General features: G+C 59.0%; 13 protein-coding genes and 2 pseudogenes. 7 read left to right on the top strand and 8 right to left on the bottom strand.

The window, feature by feature from the left end; genetic code table 11:
- Nucleotides 1-197 precede the first annotated feature (197 nt).
- Complete coding sequence (locus AWB65_RS31925) at nucleotides 198-1,781, bottom strand: hybrid sensor histidine kinase/response regulator (protein WP_087670853.1); 1,584 nt, start codon at nucleotides 1,779-1,781, stop codon at nucleotides 198-200.
- Nucleotides 1,782-1,783: 2 nt separating this feature from the next.
- Nucleotides 1,784-2,587: an alpha/beta fold hydrolase gene (locus AWB65_RS31920; RefSeq protein ID WP_087670852.1), complete on the bottom strand. Its 804-nt coding sequence runs from the start codon at nucleotides 2,585-2,587 to the stop codon at nucleotides 1,784-1,786.
- 258 nt (nucleotides 2,588-2,845) lie between these two features.
- On the opposite strand from AWB65_RS31920, the gene AWB65_RS31915 reads away from it, so the two are divergent.
- The 3 genes from AWB65_RS31915 (at nucleotide 2,846) to AWB65_RS37680 (ending at nucleotide 6,466) form a co-directional block, all read left to right on the top strand.
- Nucleotides 2,846-4,363 carry an ATPase domain-containing protein gene (locus AWB65_RS31915; RefSeq protein ID WP_087670851.1) on the top strand — a complete coding sequence of 506 codons (1,518 nt, stop codon included), beginning with the start codon at nucleotides 2,846-2,848 and terminating at the stop codon, nucleotides 4,361-4,363.
- Between the two features lie 4 nt (nucleotides 4,364-4,367).
- The gene (locus tag AWB65_RS31910) at nucleotides 4,368-6,047 is read left to right on the top strand and encodes a response regulator (protein WP_087670850.1); all 1,680 of its coding nucleotides are present in this window, start codon (nucleotides 4,368-4,370) and stop codon (nucleotides 6,045-6,047) included.
- Between the two features lie 161 nt (nucleotides 6,048-6,208).
- Nucleotides 6,209-6,466, top strand: a complete 258-nt coding sequence (locus AWB65_RS37680) for a DUF2934 domain-containing protein (RefSeq protein WP_327359446.1) — start codon at nucleotides 6,209-6,211, stop codon at nucleotides 6,464-6,466.
- Between the two features lie 92 nt (nucleotides 6,467-6,558).
- Here the strand turns inward: AWB65_RS37680 and AWB65_RS31900 are convergent, their stop codons facing one another.
- The 4 genes from AWB65_RS31900 to AWB65_RS31885 form a co-directional block, all read right to left on the bottom strand.
- Nucleotides 6,559-7,080 carry a response regulator gene (locus AWB65_RS31900; RefSeq protein ID WP_087670848.1) on the bottom strand — a complete coding sequence of 174 codons (522 nt, stop codon included), beginning with the start codon at nucleotides 7,078-7,080 and terminating at the stop codon, nucleotides 6,559-6,561.
- Nucleotides 7,081-7,434: 354 nt separating this feature from the next.
- Nucleotides 7,435-8,556, bottom strand: a complete 1,122-nt coding sequence (locus AWB65_RS31895) for a sensor histidine kinase (protein WP_087670847.1) — start codon at nucleotides 8,554-8,556, stop codon at nucleotides 7,435-7,437.
- 349 nt (nucleotides 8,557-8,905) lie between these two features.
- Complete coding sequence (locus tag AWB65_RS31890) at nucleotides 8,906-9,772, bottom strand: manganese catalase family protein (RefSeq protein ID WP_087670846.1); 867 nt, start codon at nucleotides 9,770-9,772, stop codon at nucleotides 8,906-8,908.
- 778 nt (nucleotides 9,773-10,550) lie between these two features.
- On the bottom strand, nucleotides 10,551-10,934 hold the full coding sequence (locus AWB65_RS31885; protein WP_087670845.1) for a hypothetical protein: 384 nt from the start codon (nucleotides 10,932-10,934) through the stop codon (nucleotides 10,551-10,553).
- 245 nt (nucleotides 10,935-11,179) lie between these two features.
- Here AWB65_RS31885 and AWB65_RS31880 point away from each other — a divergent pair, with 245 nt between their 5' ends.
- The 3 genes from AWB65_RS31880 to AWB65_RS31870 all read left to right on the top strand — a co-directional run bounded on the left by AWB65_RS31880 (nucleotide 11,180) and on the right by AWB65_RS31870 (nucleotide 13,014).
- A complete protein-coding gene (locus AWB65_RS31880; RefSeq protein ID WP_087670844.1) occupies nucleotides 11,180-11,647 on the top strand; it encodes an Hsp20/alpha crystallin family protein in 468 nt (155 codons plus the stop codon).
- Nucleotides 11,648-11,671: 24 nt separating this feature from the next.
- Nucleotides 11,672-12,079, top strand: coding sequence for an Hsp20/alpha crystallin family protein (locus AWB65_RS31875; protein WP_087670843.1), 408 nt, complete (start codon nucleotides 11,672-11,674; stop codon nucleotides 12,077-12,079).
- A gap of 371 nt (nucleotides 12,080-12,450) precedes the next feature.
- Nucleotides 12,451-13,014 (top strand): Hsp20/alpha crystallin family protein, encoded by a 564-nt coding sequence (locus AWB65_RS31870; RefSeq protein ID WP_087670842.1) that lies wholly within the window; start codon nucleotides 12,451-12,453, stop codon nucleotides 13,012-13,014.
- 3,165 nt (nucleotides 13,015-16,179) lie between these two features.
- Here the strand turns inward: AWB65_RS31870 and AWB65_RS31860 are convergent.
- Nucleotides 16,180-16,914, bottom strand: a pseudogene (locus tag AWB65_RS31860) (IS6 family transposase).
- Nucleotides 16,915-16,956: 42 nt separating this feature from the next.
- Here AWB65_RS31860 and AWB65_RS31855 point away from each other — a divergent pair.
- Nucleotides 16,957-17,335: pseudogene (locus AWB65_RS31855) on the top strand (alpha/beta hydrolase); the annotation flags it as partial.
- 347 nt (nucleotides 17,336-17,682) lie between these two features.
- Here the strand turns inward: AWB65_RS31855 and AWB65_RS37310 are convergent.
- On the bottom strand, nucleotides 17,683-17,901 hold a 219-nt coding region (locus AWB65_RS37310), incomplete at its 5' end, for a hypothetical protein (protein ID WP_235007937.1).

Genomic DNA, 17,901 nt, shown 5'->3' with positions numbered 1-17,901 from the left:
CCTCTCGCTAGCCTGCGCCTTAATGTGTTGGTCACAGCTCGCACTGTTCTTTGATTAATTACGCAATAGCTTCTTAGCGCTGTTCAGGTCGAGTATGCACAAGTAGATGTGCTTCTGGCGAGCCTGTTCGAGCGAAGGTGATCCGACGCCCTGGGCTGACCATCGCTCTGGACGTTACCGTCGCAAAAGTGAGCAGCTCAATTCTGGCGACGCGGGTTGATCGCCCAGTCTTGCAACACTCGAAGCAGGCGGTCGATGTCGGCCGGCTTAGTGAAATGAAAATCGAAGCCCGCTGATTGCGCTGCTTCCTTGTCCTGAGCACGTCCCCATCCGGTCAGCGCGATGACCACGGCGGCAGATCGGTTAGGGGCGTCTTTCAGCGAGCGCGCGACGTCATACCCGCTCATATCGTGAAGGCTGATATCGAGGATGACGGCCTGCGCATCGAAGTCGTGGACAAGCTGCAAACCGACTATTCCGCCTGGCGCAGTACGGACCGTGTGGCCATCCGCCTCCAGCACCATTGCCAGGCCGGTCGCGGCGTCGTCGTCATCGTCGATGATCACAACTCGCTGCATTTTCGATGCTGGCGCCGTGTAGAACGGCTCCTCACGGGAAACCCCATGCACTTCTGGATCGACGGCCGGAAGACGTACGACAAACTCACTTCCTTTGCCAACGCCATCGCTTCTCGCAGAAACAGACCCGCCCATCATTTCGGTCAGGCCTTGCACGAGAGACAGGCCGATGCCCAGCCCGCCTTGCGCGCGCTCGCGACCGGAAGGGAGCTGCGAGAAGATGTCGAAAATATCGGATAAGTGTTCAGTTGCGATCCCGATTCCTGTATCTCGAACGCAGATGACAGCGTCGTTCCCGTCGCGCTTTGTGCTCAGATTTATCTTGCCGCCGGAAGGCGTGTATTTCGCGGCATTATTGAGCAAGTTCTGAATGATCTGGGCGAGGCGGGTTTGATCGGCGTCGACGAAAATGGCGGGCTCTGGATACTCGACTGACAAGGTGTGTGATGACCCGTCGATGAGCGAGCGCGAGCCTTCGATTGCGTGACGCATGGCGGTCGTCAGATCAACGCTCTCTCTGCGCAACTCGATTTTTCCCTCGGCGATACGCGATATGTCGAGCAGATCGTCAACGAGATGGGCGATGTGGCCGAGCTGACGTTCCAATACGTCGCGCGACCAAACCAGCTGCGGATCGGCGAGGTCCTTTAGCCGCAAAAGCTCGACCACCGATGCTATCGGGGCAAGCGGATTGCGCAGTTCATGTGCCAGGGTCGCCAGAAACTCGTCCTTACGACGGTCGGCAAGCTCGAGTGCCTTCTGTGCTGCGAGTTTGGCCTCCAGCGCCACTTCGGCCTGCTGTCGGGCCCGGAGCAGCTCACGCTCGTATTTATGGCGGTCAGCCACGACCAGCAGGGCGAACTCGTCGAACTCATCGTCGCCGTAGCGCTGACGTGCCGCGTTGATGAGCATTGGCACGACCGTCCCGCTGCGATGGACGATGTCGAGCTTCACCTCGGCGACGGAGCGTTGCATTTGCAGCAGCGGAGCCCAGTGTGTCTGATGGAAGACCTTGCCCCCGATCGTCAGCAGGTCCTGCAATCGGCGCTTTTCGATGAGGTCCTCCCGTTCATATCCGGTCCATCGGCAGAACGTCGAATTTGCGCGAATGATGGTTCCCTGCACCGTCGTCGTGAGCAGGCCGCAGGGAGCGCGTTCGAACGCTTCGCTCACCGGGGGCAGCGGCCTCTTTGCGCCGGTCATACCTAGAGCGCCAGCTCGCGGAGGAATTTTTTAGTCACGTCGATGCTGGCGCAGGGCGCACTCAGATGTGGGCAATGACCGACGTTCTCGACGACGCTGAGCGTGCTGTTGGGGATTGCCCGATGCATGTACTCGCCCACGGCGAGCGGTGCGAGCAAATCGTCATTGGACTGGACGATGAGCGTCGGCGTCGTCACGCGGGTCAGGTCTGCGCGGTGATCCGCGAAGAAGGTGACGCGCGCGAAATGTTTCGCGATGTCGGGGTCGGTGCGGCAAAAGCTGTTCGTCAGCTCCTCGGCCAGCTCGGGTTGCTCGGGCGAGCCCATGATCGCGGGTGCCATCGTGCTCGACCATCCGAGGTAATTGCTTTCGAGCGTCTCCAGAAGGTCTTCGATGTCCCTTCGCGTGAAACCTCCCACATAGTCGCCGTCATTGATGAACGAGGGCGACGGTCCCACCATGACGTTGGCCGCGAAGCGCTCGGGAGACTTGATCGCCGCAAGCATGCCGATCGTCGCGCTCACCGAGTGACCGACGTAGATGACGGGTCCCGTGGCAACCTCGTCCAGGATCTCCAGCAGATCCGCGGCATATCCGTGAAGCGAGCCGTACTTGGCCCTGTCATATGCACGAAGGTCCGAGTTTCCGCTTCCGACCAGATCGAACAGTATCGTTCGATACCGTTCGCCGAACGTTGGCGTCATGTATCGCCACATGTTCTGGTCGCAGCCGAAACCGTGGGCGAACATGATTGTTGCGGGACCGGTGCCATGGACATGCACGTTGTTGCGGGTTCGAATACTCATCGCGAAGGGCCCGGTGGCGTTATCAGCCTGTAATTGTTTCACAAAGATAAGAGCGGGTTAAAGAACATTCACGAGCGACGCTCCGAGCGTTGGTTTTCGACCGGCAAACAGCGCAGAAGGCGATTTAGTTGAGCGTCGCAACAGCGGATATTCTCCATTGGTGGCATGGCCCACTTATTGCGACGCATTTTGCGCCGGTCGCGAGCCGACCCGGCGCGCTCGCGACAAAAAACAGTCATTCTCAACTATTGGCTAGCCATGAAAAAAAACATAGAAGAGGTCGCGCCGACTCGTCTCGCCTCAGGAGTCGACGGTGTCGACGACATTCTCGGCGGCGGACTCACGCCCCACCGGATGTATCTCATCGAAGGGGCGCCTGGCGCGGGCAAAACTACGTTTGCCTTGCAGTTTTTACTTAAAGGTGCTGAGTCGGATGAGGTTGGTCTCTACATTACGCTTTCGGAGACTAAGTCCGAACTCGTTGCCGTCGCGGCCAGTCACGGATGGGATGTTGGTCAGTTCACGATTGTCGAGCTTTTATCCGACGAGGGGCTCGATCCGCGCTACGAACAATCCATCCTGCATCCGGCGGAAGTGGAGTTAGGCGAAACGGTGAGGGACGTCATCAAGAAGGTGGACGAGATCAAGCCGGCGCGCCTCGTGTTCGACAGTTTGTCCGAACTGCGACTGCTTTCGCAAAATCCGATGCGCTATCGAAGGCAAATTTTGGCTTTGAAACGTTACTTCGCCACTCGTGCTTGCACGGTCGTGCTTCTCGATGACAACAGCGCGGAGCCCGGTGATCTCCAACTGCACAGCATCGCGCATGGCGTAATCAGCCTGGATAACCTCTCGCATGACTACGGAGGAGAACGCCGCCGTTTGCGAATCGCGAAGATGCGCGGAATCAAGTTTCGCGAGGGCTACCATGATATGACACTTGACACAGGTGGCATCAAGGTCTACCCGCGACTAGTGGCCGCGGAGCATCACAGCAACTTCTCGGGGCAGGCACGCAGTACGGGGACAGAGGGCCTCGACGAGCTGCTTGGAGGAGGGTTGGTGCCCGGCACCAACGCACTGTTGATTGGTCCGTCCGGTGTTGGCAAAACGACCACAGTCGTTTCGTGCCTCTTGGCCGCGCTGGAACGTGGCGAGCCATGCGTCTATTACCTGTTTGACGAGACCCTTAACACGCTTTTGCTGCGCTGTGCGAAGCTTGGCATGCATCTGGCGCCGCACATCGAAAGCGGGCTGTTGACGCTTCGCCAAGTCGATCCCGCCGAGATATCGCCGGGAGAGTTCGCCAGCGATGTGCGCAACCGCGTGGAGCATGGAGGGGCGCAGTATGTCGCGATCGACAGTCTCAATGCATTTCTGCAAGCTATGCCCGGGGAGCGCTATCTCCTGCTCCAGATGCATGAGCTGCTTGGGTATCTCAATCAACGAGGCGTGGTCACGGTACTGGTTCTCGGGCAGCACGGAATAATCGGTGAGATCCAAAGCGATATTGACATCAGTTACCTAAGCGACGTAGTACTGTTGTTCCGCTATTTCGAGCGCCAGGGCGAAGTCCTGACCGCCGTGACTGCGCTCAAGAGCCGGGCGAATGCGCATGAGCGCTCCATACGGCAGTTCCGGCTGAGCGATGCCGGGCTAGATGTCGGGGAGGCGCTGCGTGACTTCGAAGGCATTTTGAGCGGCTTGCCTGCATACAAGGGCGGCACGGCCATGCTCGCGCCGGCAGGTGCGGGCCTTGACCCCGCACGACAGTAAGACTATGGAGTATCGGATCCTGATATTGGCTCCGTTCGGCCGCGACGCTCATGTGATCGCGGACGTGCTCACGGCGGACGGCCGTGAATGCTTCGCATGCGACAACCTGCGCGTGCTGGCGGCCGAGCTGGAGGACGGCGCAGGAGCGGCTGTCATTACCGAGGAAGCGCTGTTCGTGAACGACGCCGTCAATTTACTGGGCTGGTTGAGACGGCAACCTGCCTGGTCCGACTTTCCGATCATTGTGCTCGCCGGCAAGCGGGTCGAGCGGCGCTCGGCAGGTAGCCTGCAGGCGCTGGGAGAGCTTGGTAACGCCATGGTTCTCGAACGGCCGTTGCATTCAGAGACGCTGCGTCGAGCGGTCGCGTCGTCTCTTCGTGCACGAGCCAGGCAGTATGATTCCCGCGGGCACCTTGCCGAGTCGCATCAACATCTTTTGGAAAGGGCGAAGGCTCAAGAGGCGCTCGAGCGCCTAAATGATTCGCTCGAAACCCGCATTTCCGATCGAACCCAGGAACTCGCATCCGCTAACGACCGGTTGATGAAGGAAATCCACGAGCGCGCAAAGGTCCAGGCGGTATTGGTACAGTCACAAAAAATGGAAGCGCTCGGGCAATTGACGGGGGGCATCGCACATGACTTCAACAATCTATTGAATGTCATCATGGCTAATGCCGAGCTCATCGCGCGCATCAGCGGCGATGAACGAATCCGCAGTATGGCTGCAACCACGAAGCGGGCAACCGAACGTGGAGCCAAGCTCACGGGCCAGCTTCTGGCCTTCTCCCGCACCAGCAACCTCGATCTGAAAGCGGTCAATGTCATTGCTCTGCTTCAGGGAATGCGCGACATCATTTCCATTTCGCTGGGCTCGTCGATCAAATACATAACCGCCTTCGAAGGCGATGAACTGTGGACTCGGGCGGATGCCAACCAGCTCGAGCTGGCCATTCTTAACCTGGCGATCAATGCGCGAGACGCAATGCCCAATGGCGGCGAGCTGACCATACGCACGGGAACGCGGCCGGCGCCGGACGCGACCTTTACGTCGGAGCAGTATGTCGTAGTGGGGGTGAGCGATTCCGGCTCAGGAATTCCGGCGAGTGTGATCTCGCGGGTTTTCGATCCTTTCTTTACCACCAAAGCTATCGGAAAGGGAACGGGGCTCGGCCTAAGTCAGGTATATGGGATCGCGCGACAGGCGGGCGGTACCGCTCGCATTGATAGCGAGCAAGGCAAGGGAACGACAGTTGAACTCTGGCTCCCGCTCGGAGCGAAAGACCTGCCTGAGACGAAAGCAGCGCCCGATCCAGAACAGAGTGCAGATGGCGTCAAGCGCATTTTGGTTGTCGAGGACGATGAAGATGTGCGCACCATGCTCATTGAGTGCCTGAAGACGCTGGGTTATACGGTCACCGATGCCCCTGACGGTCCAAGCGGTCTGCGGCGGATTGCGGATGACGATCCCGATTTGCTGATGGTCGACTTTGCGATGCCGGGCATGAACGGGATGGAAGTAGTAGCGCAGGCTCGAAAGCAGCGCGCCGATCTCCCGGTGATTCTCGCGACCGGTTACGCCGATGTTGACATCTCGAAGCTGACCGAAATGGGCCTCACTATCTTGCGCAAACCATTTCAGCTCGATGATCTGGCGCGAACTGTCCGCCTCGCTCTCAGTAGCTGATTCGGCTAGCGGTCCGCTCGCCAAAACACTTTGTCGCTGCATCGTTCCGGGCATGAGGTCCCACGATGGCGTAGCAGATTCTGCACGCAGGATACGAGTTTCGCGACGAATGCGGGCTTCCGTGGCGACTCGTAAAGACGCCAGGTCCCTCGGCTTTTGCCATGACTAGCTCCGCGTTACAATTTTTTCCCAACCGGAGCACGCCCGTTGCCGGCTCATGCGGGGCGTCGACTCGCCGAAACATGGAGGTTGAGTTGGAAGCGCAGACTTTGGAGTTCCGGATTCGGATACGAGCGTATGAACTTTGGCAGCAGGACGGAGGCATGGAGGGATGTGCTGACGAGTACTGGCGACAGGCGCGAGAGATGGTAGAGCGAGAACTGGCTGAGGAGCAGGAGCGGACACCGCGGAGCGATTGAAATTGGCAGTGTCTGTGCCTTCGGGTTGGGATTAAGACTTGCAACTCTCTACTGCCCAGATCGACGGGTATAGCGCAACGCGGTCCACATGCTCAAGTCGCGGGTAAGGGAGCCGTCGTCGGGGTAAGGTGCGCAATTAGCCGCAGCAACGAGCGCGGCGAGTTTCCCTTTCGGCAGTAGGCGTCGATCCCGGCGGCCTTGCCGCGCTCAATGATCTCGCGTTCGGCAAGTGACGTGTGTGCGATGATTGGCACGACCGCCAGACTGGGCGAGGTACGAAACGCTCGGGCAACCTGGAAGCCGTCGCACCCTGGCATTTGAATGTCTAGAACCACAATGTGCGGTGTCCAATGTTGCGTCGCACGGATCGCGGCGACCCCACCGAGCGCCGTAGTGGCGTCCAAGCCGGCCGCCGCTAGCGCCTGGGCCAACGCTTCAGCCAGCGCGGCGTCGTCATCGACGATGAGCGCTGTGACCGGCGGTCGTACAACCTGGAACGCGCGCGTGGTCCACAACTGATGAAAACGACGAATACCCCTTTGCATGACAGAATAAGTGGCGAACGTTGACGCTTTGTTGGCAGCAACCGGTGTGCCGAGGCGGGCGGTAAGCACGTGCGCAATTCCTGGTCAGCCCAGCGTTGCAATTGTTACCTACGGCACGCTCCATCTGCGGCGCGCTCGCACGCTGATGGGAGGTCTGATACGCTGATCGGATGAAACTGCTGCTGGAAACGCCGCGGGAGGAAAAGAAAAAGGGAAGCTGCGAAAAAGCTCACGATGCTGGCAGAGCAGAAGCTAACAGAGGAGCACGTCGGCACGCAGAGAGGGTGCTGTCCATTGAGTGGTCGAGGCGGTTTGTCGCTCGGTCGCCGGGTCTTTGTACGCCGCGCCGCGCCAGGCGCGGATCCGGTTTCAACATGTACTTTTCGGTGCGGACAGGGCTCAACGCACGTCGGGCGATCCGATCTACACGTGCCTCGGCAACCGTACAGAAAATGCCGTCTCAGTCGCATCCGAACGAGCTTCGATATCCCCTCCGTGAGCCTTGGCTATCTCGCGGGCGATATACAGTCCCAGCCCAAGGTTACCATCCGCGTCATGTCTTTTTTGTTGGTCCGGACCGCGCTTAAGCGGGTCAAAGATCCCGACCAGCGTCAAGCGCTCGATTGCGGGTCCGCTATTCGTCACCTCGAAACGAAGCTCGTCCGATTCACCCGCGACTACCACATGCACCGGCGCATCTGGTGTTCCGTACTTAATGGCGTTCAGAACGAGGTTGCCAAGCAACTGCTGCAGGCGCCGACCGTCCCAAACACCGTGGGCGTCTCCATGCACCGTCAATTCGATCCGTCGATCTGGGTGTGCTGCTCGCAGCCTCTCGAGTTCATCGTTGAATACCTTTGCGAGGTCAATTTCCACCGGTGCGATATTAATGCCTAGACCCAGTTTGGTTCGATTGAAATCCATCAGATCGTCCAGAAGCGCCTGCATGCGTGCGCCACTGCTGATCAAGCGCGACGCCGCTCCCGATATTTTCTCTCCAGCGTTTAATGCCGAAAGATAAGAGGCGGTCATCTGAATGGTATGAAGCGGGCTGCGCATGTCATGTCCTAGCATCCCGAGGAACAGGTCGCGCGATTGCTCGACGTTTGCGCTGAAGAAGCCGACCGACTCAGCGACTGCTTGGTCAATTGCCTCATTGAACCGGATGATGTCGTCTACATCCGGGGAAACAAGGAGGCAGTCATCCATCCAGCGGCGCAGAACGCTGGCGCGAAGCGCTCGGTACTCAGCAACGAGCTGCCTGATATCGAAGCCGCTTCGCGCTCGCAGCAGCGCATGTGTCTGCGTTGCAGTTTCAGGAGAATTGGCTGGCTTTCCAGTTCGCCCCATTGATTTTTCCGATTGTTCCTCCCGGCTTTGAGAGGTCGACAAATCTTTTGCGACCGCCACCAAAATCTGTTCTGCGTGATCACGCAATGCCAACTTTTCCATACTGGCGGCCGCAGGTAACAGGGTTGCGGCGAAAGCTTCCCACTGCGCCACAATGCCTTCCATATCACGCAGGATGAATTCAGCGAGTCGCATGTCAGTCTCAGCAGGGGCGGTAAGGTATTCTTGCCGGAACCAACGCCCGGCGCAACTTTTCCACGTGCGGATTTTACGTGTCGCACGAAAGTGCGGTGCAGCAACACAGCCGGCCGATCTGCGCACAGGCGCTCCTCCACGCCGGAGCAGTCGAGCACGAGCGCCCGATCAATCAAGTCAACGCAAAGCTCGCTGAAGAGCGCGCAGTGGGATTGTCCTGGCGAAGTCAATGAAGTTGATTCAGCGGGGCGCGTCAATACGAACGGTGCACGCCCTTACATTACGTGTTTGGGTGTGAGCAAGGGCGCTAGCCTCGGTACTGCCGACAAGTACCGAGGCTTGTGCAGCGCTATGCTTGACCAGCGCCTAGCTCGGCACCCGTGGTCGGGTCGGTACGCATGTCAGACGCGGTGCGGTACGCCATTGCTTTCAACACCTCGATGTCATCGGCTGAAACGTCAACCGTCGCAAGGCCGTCGCCGCCGTCGACTGCCGGTTGCGGATCCTCGATGAACTTCCAGTCCGCCCCGTCATTCCACGGCCCGCGCGCATCGTTGCCCGACGACATGTTGTAGTACACGTTCGTGAACTCGGGCACGCCCGGCAGCTTGCCTTGCGGAAAGTTCGGCTGTATCGAATGCAGCGCCTTCTCGAACGACTTCTGGTGCGCGATTTCACGCGTCATCAGGAAGCCCAGCGCTTCCTTGATGCCGGGATCGTCGGTCACGTTGATGAGCCGCTCGTAGACGATCTTTGCGCGCGCTTCGGCTGCGATGTTCGAACGCAGGTCGGCGGTCGGCTCGCCGATGGTGTCGATGTAGGCCGCCGTCCACGGCACACCGGCCGAGTTCGTGAGCGCCGGGCCGCCGCCGTAAAGCAGCGCGGTGGTGTGCGAATCGTTGCCGCCGCCGGTCAGTGAGCGGTACAGCTCGGCTTCGCTCTCGACCGCTTCTGCGAGTTGCCCCTTTGCGCCCTTGTTCAGCATCGCGACGATCGAGCCGATGATTTCCAGGTGGCTCAATTCTTCGGTGGCGATATCGAAAAGCAAGTCCTTGCGGCCCGGATCATCTTCGCCGACAGCTTGGGTAAAGTAACGACAGGCGGCAGCTAATTCCCCTTGCGGGCCGCCGAACTGTTCAAGCAAAAGATTCGCGAGGCCCGGATTCGGCGCGGCGACGCGGACGGTGTACTGCAAACGCTTGTTGTGAACGAACATGGCGTTCCTCCTTGAAAAGCAGTTGAGTTCTGCATGCTTGATGGACGGCGGCAGGATGCCGGCATGCCCAAACAGAGCCTCAGCAGCGCGTATTCCCAGACTTTGATATCGCTGTTTTAATTTTTCTATCGAGTCGATAGGAGGCAGATTATCCGGACGGCCGTGGCTGACATTCGTGACGCCGTCGAAGCGTGGGACTATCTCGAGGCAATCGCTGTGCGGCTCGTGGTGGAGCGGCATTGGCTACGGGAGTTGGTACAAACACTCGAGCGCATCGTTTATGTGGGCCCATTGTAATTGGCCAATCTCGCAACGATTCCACCGCGCAGATCGACGCGCACGCATGGGCCCAGGTCAATGCGCGCCTGGGCCGGTTACGAAGATATTTAGGCGCGAGTGCCCGGCACGAGGCGACCCGGGCGTGCGCGCTGGATGCTCGAACAAACGTATCGGAGCAGTAAACACAAACGGCGGCTCATCACACTCCTTGCTCATCCGCCATGCCGTCGAGCTTCGTTTATCTGCGCTGCGTCAAGTCCTCCCGTAGCGCCAACCGGCACCGGATCCCGTACTGCGAGCGCCATGTCGTATCGGCGCAGGAAGCGCATGTCGTCAGTGAGAAAGCTCGGATGGTCGGATTTCGATCGCACGACGCATGCGCGAGACGGGCAGTCACGCCGAACCATGGCTCCCTCACGCGCGTATCGTACCGTCGGGCGAAGCGCGCTGCCGCGTGAGCGTCCTTTTCAGCATCGCGAGGAAACGCTTGAACGGCCGATCACTGGATCGGTGGCACAACGCCCAGTTTCTCGGCCAGCATGCGCTCGTAGACGCCGAAGTGCAGGTCGACCTCCTCCTGACTGACCGTCGTCACGTCGATGTTCACCTGCTCGGGCTGCAGGCCGAGTACCACCGCGATCGCCGCTTCTAGTTGCGGTGCACAAATGCTGTCTTCGACCAACGTCGTCCCGACGGCGATCTCGTAGGTCCGTTCCTGGTCAAAGACGATCTCGACCAGCCGCGCGCGTGCACTCATGTTGTTGTCGATGGCCAGCCTCACGACCTCCGCCACGCTGCGCATCGCTTCAGTCGGAAAGCCCTTGCTGGAGCGCAGCCGGGCGCGATGTCTGCCTAGGGTGAGCCAGTCCGAATTGAATTCCATTGCTTCCTCCACGTGCCTTTGCCGCCATCGCGACAATAGGGGCTGGCAGTTAGTTTTTCAAGACCGAATTTTCACTCCAGCCCCTTGAAATTTGCGCAGTAGCGCCTATCGTAGATTTCGCTCAGGCAGATGCGCTGGTGTATCAGGCGCGCTGCGTGTTTCGATTTGTTTGCCAGCAGCGTGGCAGGCGGACTGGAGCGCGTAGGCCCGTTCGCCTCCATGCTGCATTCAAGGAGGATACGACCATGAGTGATCTCTATTCCGGAGCCGACCTGTTCAGCGAACTTGACCGTCTGCAGCGCGAGATGGCGAGCCTGTTCGGTGGCTTTCCGTCCAGCATTCGCTCCGGCCGCGCTGGCGCCTTCCCGCAGGTGAATATCGGCGCGACCGACAACTCGATTGAGATAGTTGCGTTCGCGCCGGGCCTCAGCGCCGCTGAACTGGACGTTTCGATTGAGAAGGGGCTGCTCACGATCGCCGGTGAGCGCAAGTCAGCGCGGCCGGAGCTCAGCAGTGGCACCCCCGATAGTCAGACCCGCGACGCCATCCGCGCCTATGCGCAGGAGCGCTTCACCGGTGCGTTCCGCCGCGTGATCGAGCTGCCGCAGAACGCCGACCCAGACAAGGTGCAGGCGCGCTACGCCAATGGCTGCCTGTCGATCACCGTCGGCAAGCGCGAAGCGTCGAAGCCGCGGGCCATCACCGTCCAGTAATGCCACTTATTCAAGGAGCAAACCATGAACGACAGGACACAGGTTGCTGAACGCGACCAGGAAGCGGTAGCGCGACGCAATAGCGATCAACCTGCACGACGGACGACTCTTACACCGGCTGTCGACGTATTCGAGGATAATCAGGGCATCACCGTGTGGGCTGACCTGCCAGGCGTCACGAAGGACCAACTCGACGTGAAGGTGCATGACGGCAATCTGTATATCGAGGCCAAGGCGGTCGTGCCGACACCCGCCGGTCTGCGGCTGCAGCACGCCGAGATCCGAGAACCGCACTTTGCGCGCGCATTCTCACTCAGCCCGGACTTTGATACGTCAAAGATCGATGCAAACCTGCAGGAGGGCGTGCTGAAGCTGACGATTCCGCGTCGCGACGAAGCACGGCCGCGACGGATCGAGGTCCAGACGAACTGAGCCCCGTTAGACCAGCAGCGGCGTGCGAAATGGTGGTGCGGAGACACGATTAGCACTTGGGCGACGTCGGTGCCGCGGTTCAAGCGGACCGGCCCTTTGTTGAACGAATCCCGCCAGTCATGGTTAAGCTTGATGCGCCGCTGCTGAACGACTGGCATCAGCCCTCGCTGCGCCCAGCGGTACTGGCCGCTGATAAGGCGCAGCGTGACGCCCTCGCAGCACGGCCATCAGGCTGCCGGCAACCGGTATATCAGCCCGCGCTGACGCCCCGCGCCAGGCGCCAAGCGCCGCTCAGGGCGTGTTGCCCCGGGACGTCAGCAGAAAAGTAGCAGTGAGAGCGCGGTACTCTGCGCATCATCGAGGAGCATAAAATGAACCCTGATCTGAAGAAGTGGAACCCTTTCAAGTTTCTCCGCGGTTCAGGACGCAAGCCAGACGCGGACAGTCCGCAAAGTCCGCCGAGCAGCGAACCATGGCGTGGCGCGTGGCCTGACATTCAGCGACTCTTCTCACGCGATCCGTGGCGTACGATGGAAGAATTTTTTCACGATCCATTGGCAGCCCGCGGGGCGCTCGACCGATGGTTTGGCGACTTCAGCTCGTCGCGTTTCCAGCCGCGCATCGACGTGGTCGACGAGGGAAAAATACTGCGCGTAAGCGTCGAGCTGCCAGGCATGGAGCGGGACGATCTGACGGTCAGCGTCGAGGACGGGGCGCTGGTGTTGCGCGGCGAGAAAAAGCAGGACGTCCACAGCGAGGAGGATGGCTGCTACCGACTTGAGCGCGCTTACGGAGCCTTCACGCGCACCATCCCGATGCCGGAAGACGCCGATCCGGACCATGCTCTCGCAAAGTTTGACAAGGGCGTGCTAACCCTGACCGTGCCAAAACAGGAGCCGCCACGATCTGTGAGCCGCACAATCGATATTGGCTAGCATTGGGCAGCGACGTTGCTCATGCACATGGGGAAAATGCGAGCGGTGTAGCCTCGGTCGTTCGCTCAGCGGTAGGGCAGCGAACATTCATTCGGTCGCTCCCCGGCTCGGATCCAGTAAGGGGCCACGAGCGTGCGTTACCAACTCCTCATCTGAGGGTCGACGTCATCTGCACCTGCTGGTCCGCAGCGGTTGGCACGATAGCCGGCGCGGCTGATCGGGCGGGCCTTCTTTTGCTGTTGCCTTGTGGTCTTTCGCGAAGGGGCGGGGCGAGTGAGCCCTTCGCTTGACCCGCTTGGGCGGGATTTCGTTGTGGCGAATAGGAGCTTTGTGAAAACCGGATCACGTTAAAGCATACGCCCGGCGCCGGATGATTTTGGCCATCGAGCGCTTCATCGCCGCTAAAACGCCAGAACAGATGGCGCGCGCCAGACGATGGGCTAACGCATGGATGTGGGCCGCGCGGCTGGTAGCGCCGTCTGCTGGTCGGTCCAACAAAGCAGACCGACTTCAAGGGCACGAGTGATCGAGCACGTTCGCCACCCATTCCGCCCGCGCTGTGCCGCACTGGGCGAAGCATACAGAGGTGAGCGCGTGACTTGCGAAAGCGTGCCTGCCTGAAGCGCTAATAAATCTTGCTTTGCGGCAATGCTCTGCTAAAACGAAAGCGTATCCTTCGCGTGTTCCCCAACGTGATGGATTGCCCGTCTTTATGGCGGGCTTCTTTTTTGCATAAAGAATGGTCGTCATAAACGCGGGAGGGATGCGCATTGCGCGCCTTCGCAACGCGGTCATCGGGCGTAAAAATTTAGTTTCTGATCCGAAGCGATGCGCCGGGGTGACGTAAAGCGGCGGGGCCTCCACGTGACAATACCGCCAGTGGTAACCTACATCGATGACATTCGGAAGAACTGCGCGCCTGCGCGACCGGCGAAGGCGGGATCGCGTCGCTCCTCCGCGACATCGCCGGCCAGAACGGAGGAGCAGAAGTTGAGGGCGGCCCACCAACGAGAGGACGGGTTTTTTGCATGGTCGCGCACGGGTTGCACAACCCGCCGGCGCCCATTTTTTGCTGCGACAGAACTGCTCAGAGTGACAAGCTTTCCGAGACGCAGATGCGCCAACAGCGCAATCATCGGGCGTCAAGTGGCGCACATGAGGGTGCTGGTGGGCGACCTGTGGGATGTCCCGCGGGTTACGCGAGGGCTGATGATATTGTCAGGCCCCGATGTCGTGGGGATTACTCAAATCGAGATTCTGCCGCTGAAAAGCTGTGCGGGTCGCAACTAGCGGTCCACCTGCCGATGAGGAGGCGACCGTCTCGGGTGGCGAGGCGGGAATAGGGCAGGCGGTAGCCAATCTGTTTAACAACGCGGACAAGTACGCTGATCCGACCTGACACTGAGATACACGCCGAGGCCGATGGCGAAAATTTGGAGATAACCCGTGCGACGAGCGCGTCGATATGGATGCCGATGCCGACCACGCGTGTGTTCGACCTATTCGATCAGGCTGAGCGGTCGTCCCACCGCTCACGCGGTGGGGTGGGACTGCGGTTGGCGCTCCTTAAGCACTTGGTGGGCTGCATGGCAGTACAGTCGAACGCGGGTGTCGCACATAATGTCAAAGCGAGCACGGCGGTAATTTTAGTGAGTCTGAGTTGGAAGCAAGTCTCGCGAAGCGATCGAGAACCTCTGCTAGCGGCACAACCAACTCTTTGTTGCTTTCCAAATCAAATTGCACAAACTCGCACCGACCATCGGGGTAGATCTTCTTGCAAATGCCAGGTGGCATATCGGTACCGTAGGAATAGATTGGGCAATCGTTAGGAAGCGACTTCAAGATTAACCTCGTTAAGACGGTAATCCCATCGAAGGGGAGTCGTTACAGAAACCTGGTCAATATGTCAGCCAGAACCTGCGTTCGATGAATCACGCAGTTGCTAGGGCTCAAGTTGCGACTCCAAAGTAAGGGCTGTTCACCGCATCGGTCCCGAAGACATTGTATTCAGAAACGGTTCAGTGTTGCCACGCCTACGACGAGCTTGCGTAGACAGGTCGTGATCCGTCGTCAACACGTCGAAGTCCGGCAATGCAACCTTTAAATCTTCCCTGGCGATCCCGAATCCCTTCGCTTTGCCGCAACCTGCTGCGCCTCGCACTTGACGACCACATGGCACCTGTTCGAATGGGGATTAGCGCCTTAGTTGTTCAGCCCCCCGATCGCCTCACGGCCCCACCAGATGAAACTCATTTTGCATTGCATTATCCGTGCTTTGGTGCGGCCCCGCACGTAGCTGATCTATCAATAGACAGAGGAAAGAAGAGTTTTCCTGCTCTATGGCTCGTTATGGTTTGCGAACGCATGCACTGACGTGAGCGTTAACAAAATATGTCGAAGCGCGCCCGGTCAGCGAATGCGTGGGATGGCGCGGGCCGCCGTCCTGCTAGGCCGGCGCCGAGCGCATCCGTTCCATACAACGAAAATGGATAGTCGGGTGCAACGATTACGGGCCGCTACAACGCCTTGCACTAATCACGTCGCTCAGGGTGCCAAATTCCGCAAACGCTGGGAAGCGGCCTACGGTAAGTTCACAGTCGGTTCAGGGCGGGCAGGTCTGCGAGGCAATCATTTTCGCATGAGAAGGCAACTAACCGTCTGCGAGCTAACCCTCTTATGCCTCAGATCGACCGTGCGTAGCTGGCGCAGCGACGAGCGGTACAGCAAACTTCAACAGGCTGGTTCGGCGCGGGCGAAAAGGGTGCGCGCAGTCCTGCACCCAACCGAGAAGCAAACCCTGACAGCGCACACTGGACCTAGGCGCATGATCGAGGTGATCAAGCATTCGACTGAGCCGCTCGCACGTACGAGATTGAACGCGACACCTTGGCGATTTGCAAGAATGCGGGGTGCTGCCCCTGCGGCCTCCATGATTGAGCTGTGCAGATTGAGTCAGGCGGATCGCGAAAAGCTGGCCCGCGGAATAAAAAACGAGAACCAACGCGTTGCTACCAATCGATACGGTGCTTGTCTTCCGTTTCCCGATGCCGACGGTCGTCGTCGATATGCAGGTACAGACTGGTCGTGGTCAGCGAAGCATGACCCAGGTTGGGCATTGTCAACTTGCCGAGAGTGACGCGGCACGACGGCAGGTACGACGACTGATCAGAAAGCAGTCGACGGATTTTGGGCGAGTTCGGCGAATTCGCGCCATGCAACGAACCGGGCTGCGAGTTGTTTGCGATAGAGTGAAGCACGCAGTAGATGCCGCTTGAGCGCGAAATGTTGCCGGATCGGCCCGAAGCACGAGAGAAATTTCTGTGTGCGTTTAGGGTCGCGAAATCTGCGCATGCGATGCTCGCGTTCGCGCGTCGGTTGGTGGCTGTTATCTGTGCGGTTGTTCAGTCGGGCCGCAGCTTTGACGAACAGGTGCTTCACGTTCGCAAGCTCTGGGATCTCGGCTTATGCCGCCGGATAGCTGCGCAACTGATCGGTGACGATCTTGCGCGGTACCGGGCTCGAACGCAGCACACGCTTGAAGAAGCGTTCGGCGGCGGCCTTGTCGCGCCGCTTTTGCACCAGTATGTCGAGTTCGGCGCCATGCTCGTCGACCGCACGCCACAGCAGGTACGGTTCGCCACGAAGCGTGACGAACATTTCGTCGAGGTGCCACATGCTACCCGGCTTGCGTCGCACCGCTTTCACTCGATGAGCAATGCCCTTACCAAACTTGTCACACCAGCATCGGATCGTCTCGTACGTCACGATCACGCCGCGCTCGAAAAGCAGTTCCTCGATGTCGCGCAGGCTAGGCTGGAAGCGGAAATACCATCGAACCGCGCAGCTGATGACACCAGCCGGGAAACGGTGACCGTGATAGAGAGATTTCGATTTCTTCATCGCGCCATCTTATCCGACGAGTCACACAACCTGACAACGCCCTACGAGGCAAATCGTCGAGATTTCAACAAGCTCATCTGGCAACTGGCGTCGCCCAAATGGGACTTCGATGACGCGACGTATGACTGCTCCGCGAGTGCGTTCGATAACCCCGATCACGTCGCGGTGGTGATTCACAACTATCGCTGGCGACTCGGGCTTGCGCAGGGCGAGCCGCGATACGACGCGCTCGAGCAGCGCCTCGCCACCGCCCGTCGATCAGCGTTCCGACCTCCACGATGGAAGGCGATGCCAATGGCGCGCCGCATCCCGATCCATCGGCGTATGCGCGGAAGTTCACGGGGAAATACGCGCATCGCACAGTGCAGGGCGGATCGGGCACGACCTGCCGCAAGAAGCGCCGAAAGCGTTCGCGGAGTCTTTTTATCGACGCGAACTTGAACGTGAGCGCGACGCATCGTCGAACGAAAAACTCGCCCAATGCATTCGGCAAGAAATACCGCTAACTTATTACCGTTGTTTATGTTGGGTGATCTTGCGGTGTTCGATGTTTTCAAACTTAAGTGAGTCCCTACTTCTTACACAAGTATTAATTACTAGTCGAGCGCGCTGCATCCGAAAAGGCTTTCCTATTCATCGAATAAGTAAGCAGATTTTTCGCGCGCGTTCACCGCTCAACGGTTTTCAACCTATTTTCATACGTAAAAAAGTGTAACGAAGACAGGTAAAATCGATATGGTTATAGTTCAGATCATGAACATAACGGTCTTACTTACCTATCGTGAAAAACCAAAAAGAAAATATCAAGGAAATTTTTACTCGTTCCGACGACGCGACACCTTTCTCGCGCCGCAGGTTTCTGTCGATGCTGATGGCCGGCGCGGGTGGCGCGGCGCTGACGGCATGCGGGGGCGGGTTTGATTCCACCGATGCATCGGGCGGGCTCCCGGCCGACGTGTCCAAGGCGAGCACGGTTTCGCTCTCCGG

Origin of the sequence: Caballeronia humi (genome assembly GCF_001544475.1) — a bacterium.
GTDB lineage: Bacteria > Pseudomonadota > Gammaproteobacteria > Burkholderiales > Burkholderiaceae > Caballeronia > Caballeronia humi.
Note: the sequence above shows the minus strand (reverse complement) of the source record. Positions and strands in the feature narration are given on the sequence as shown.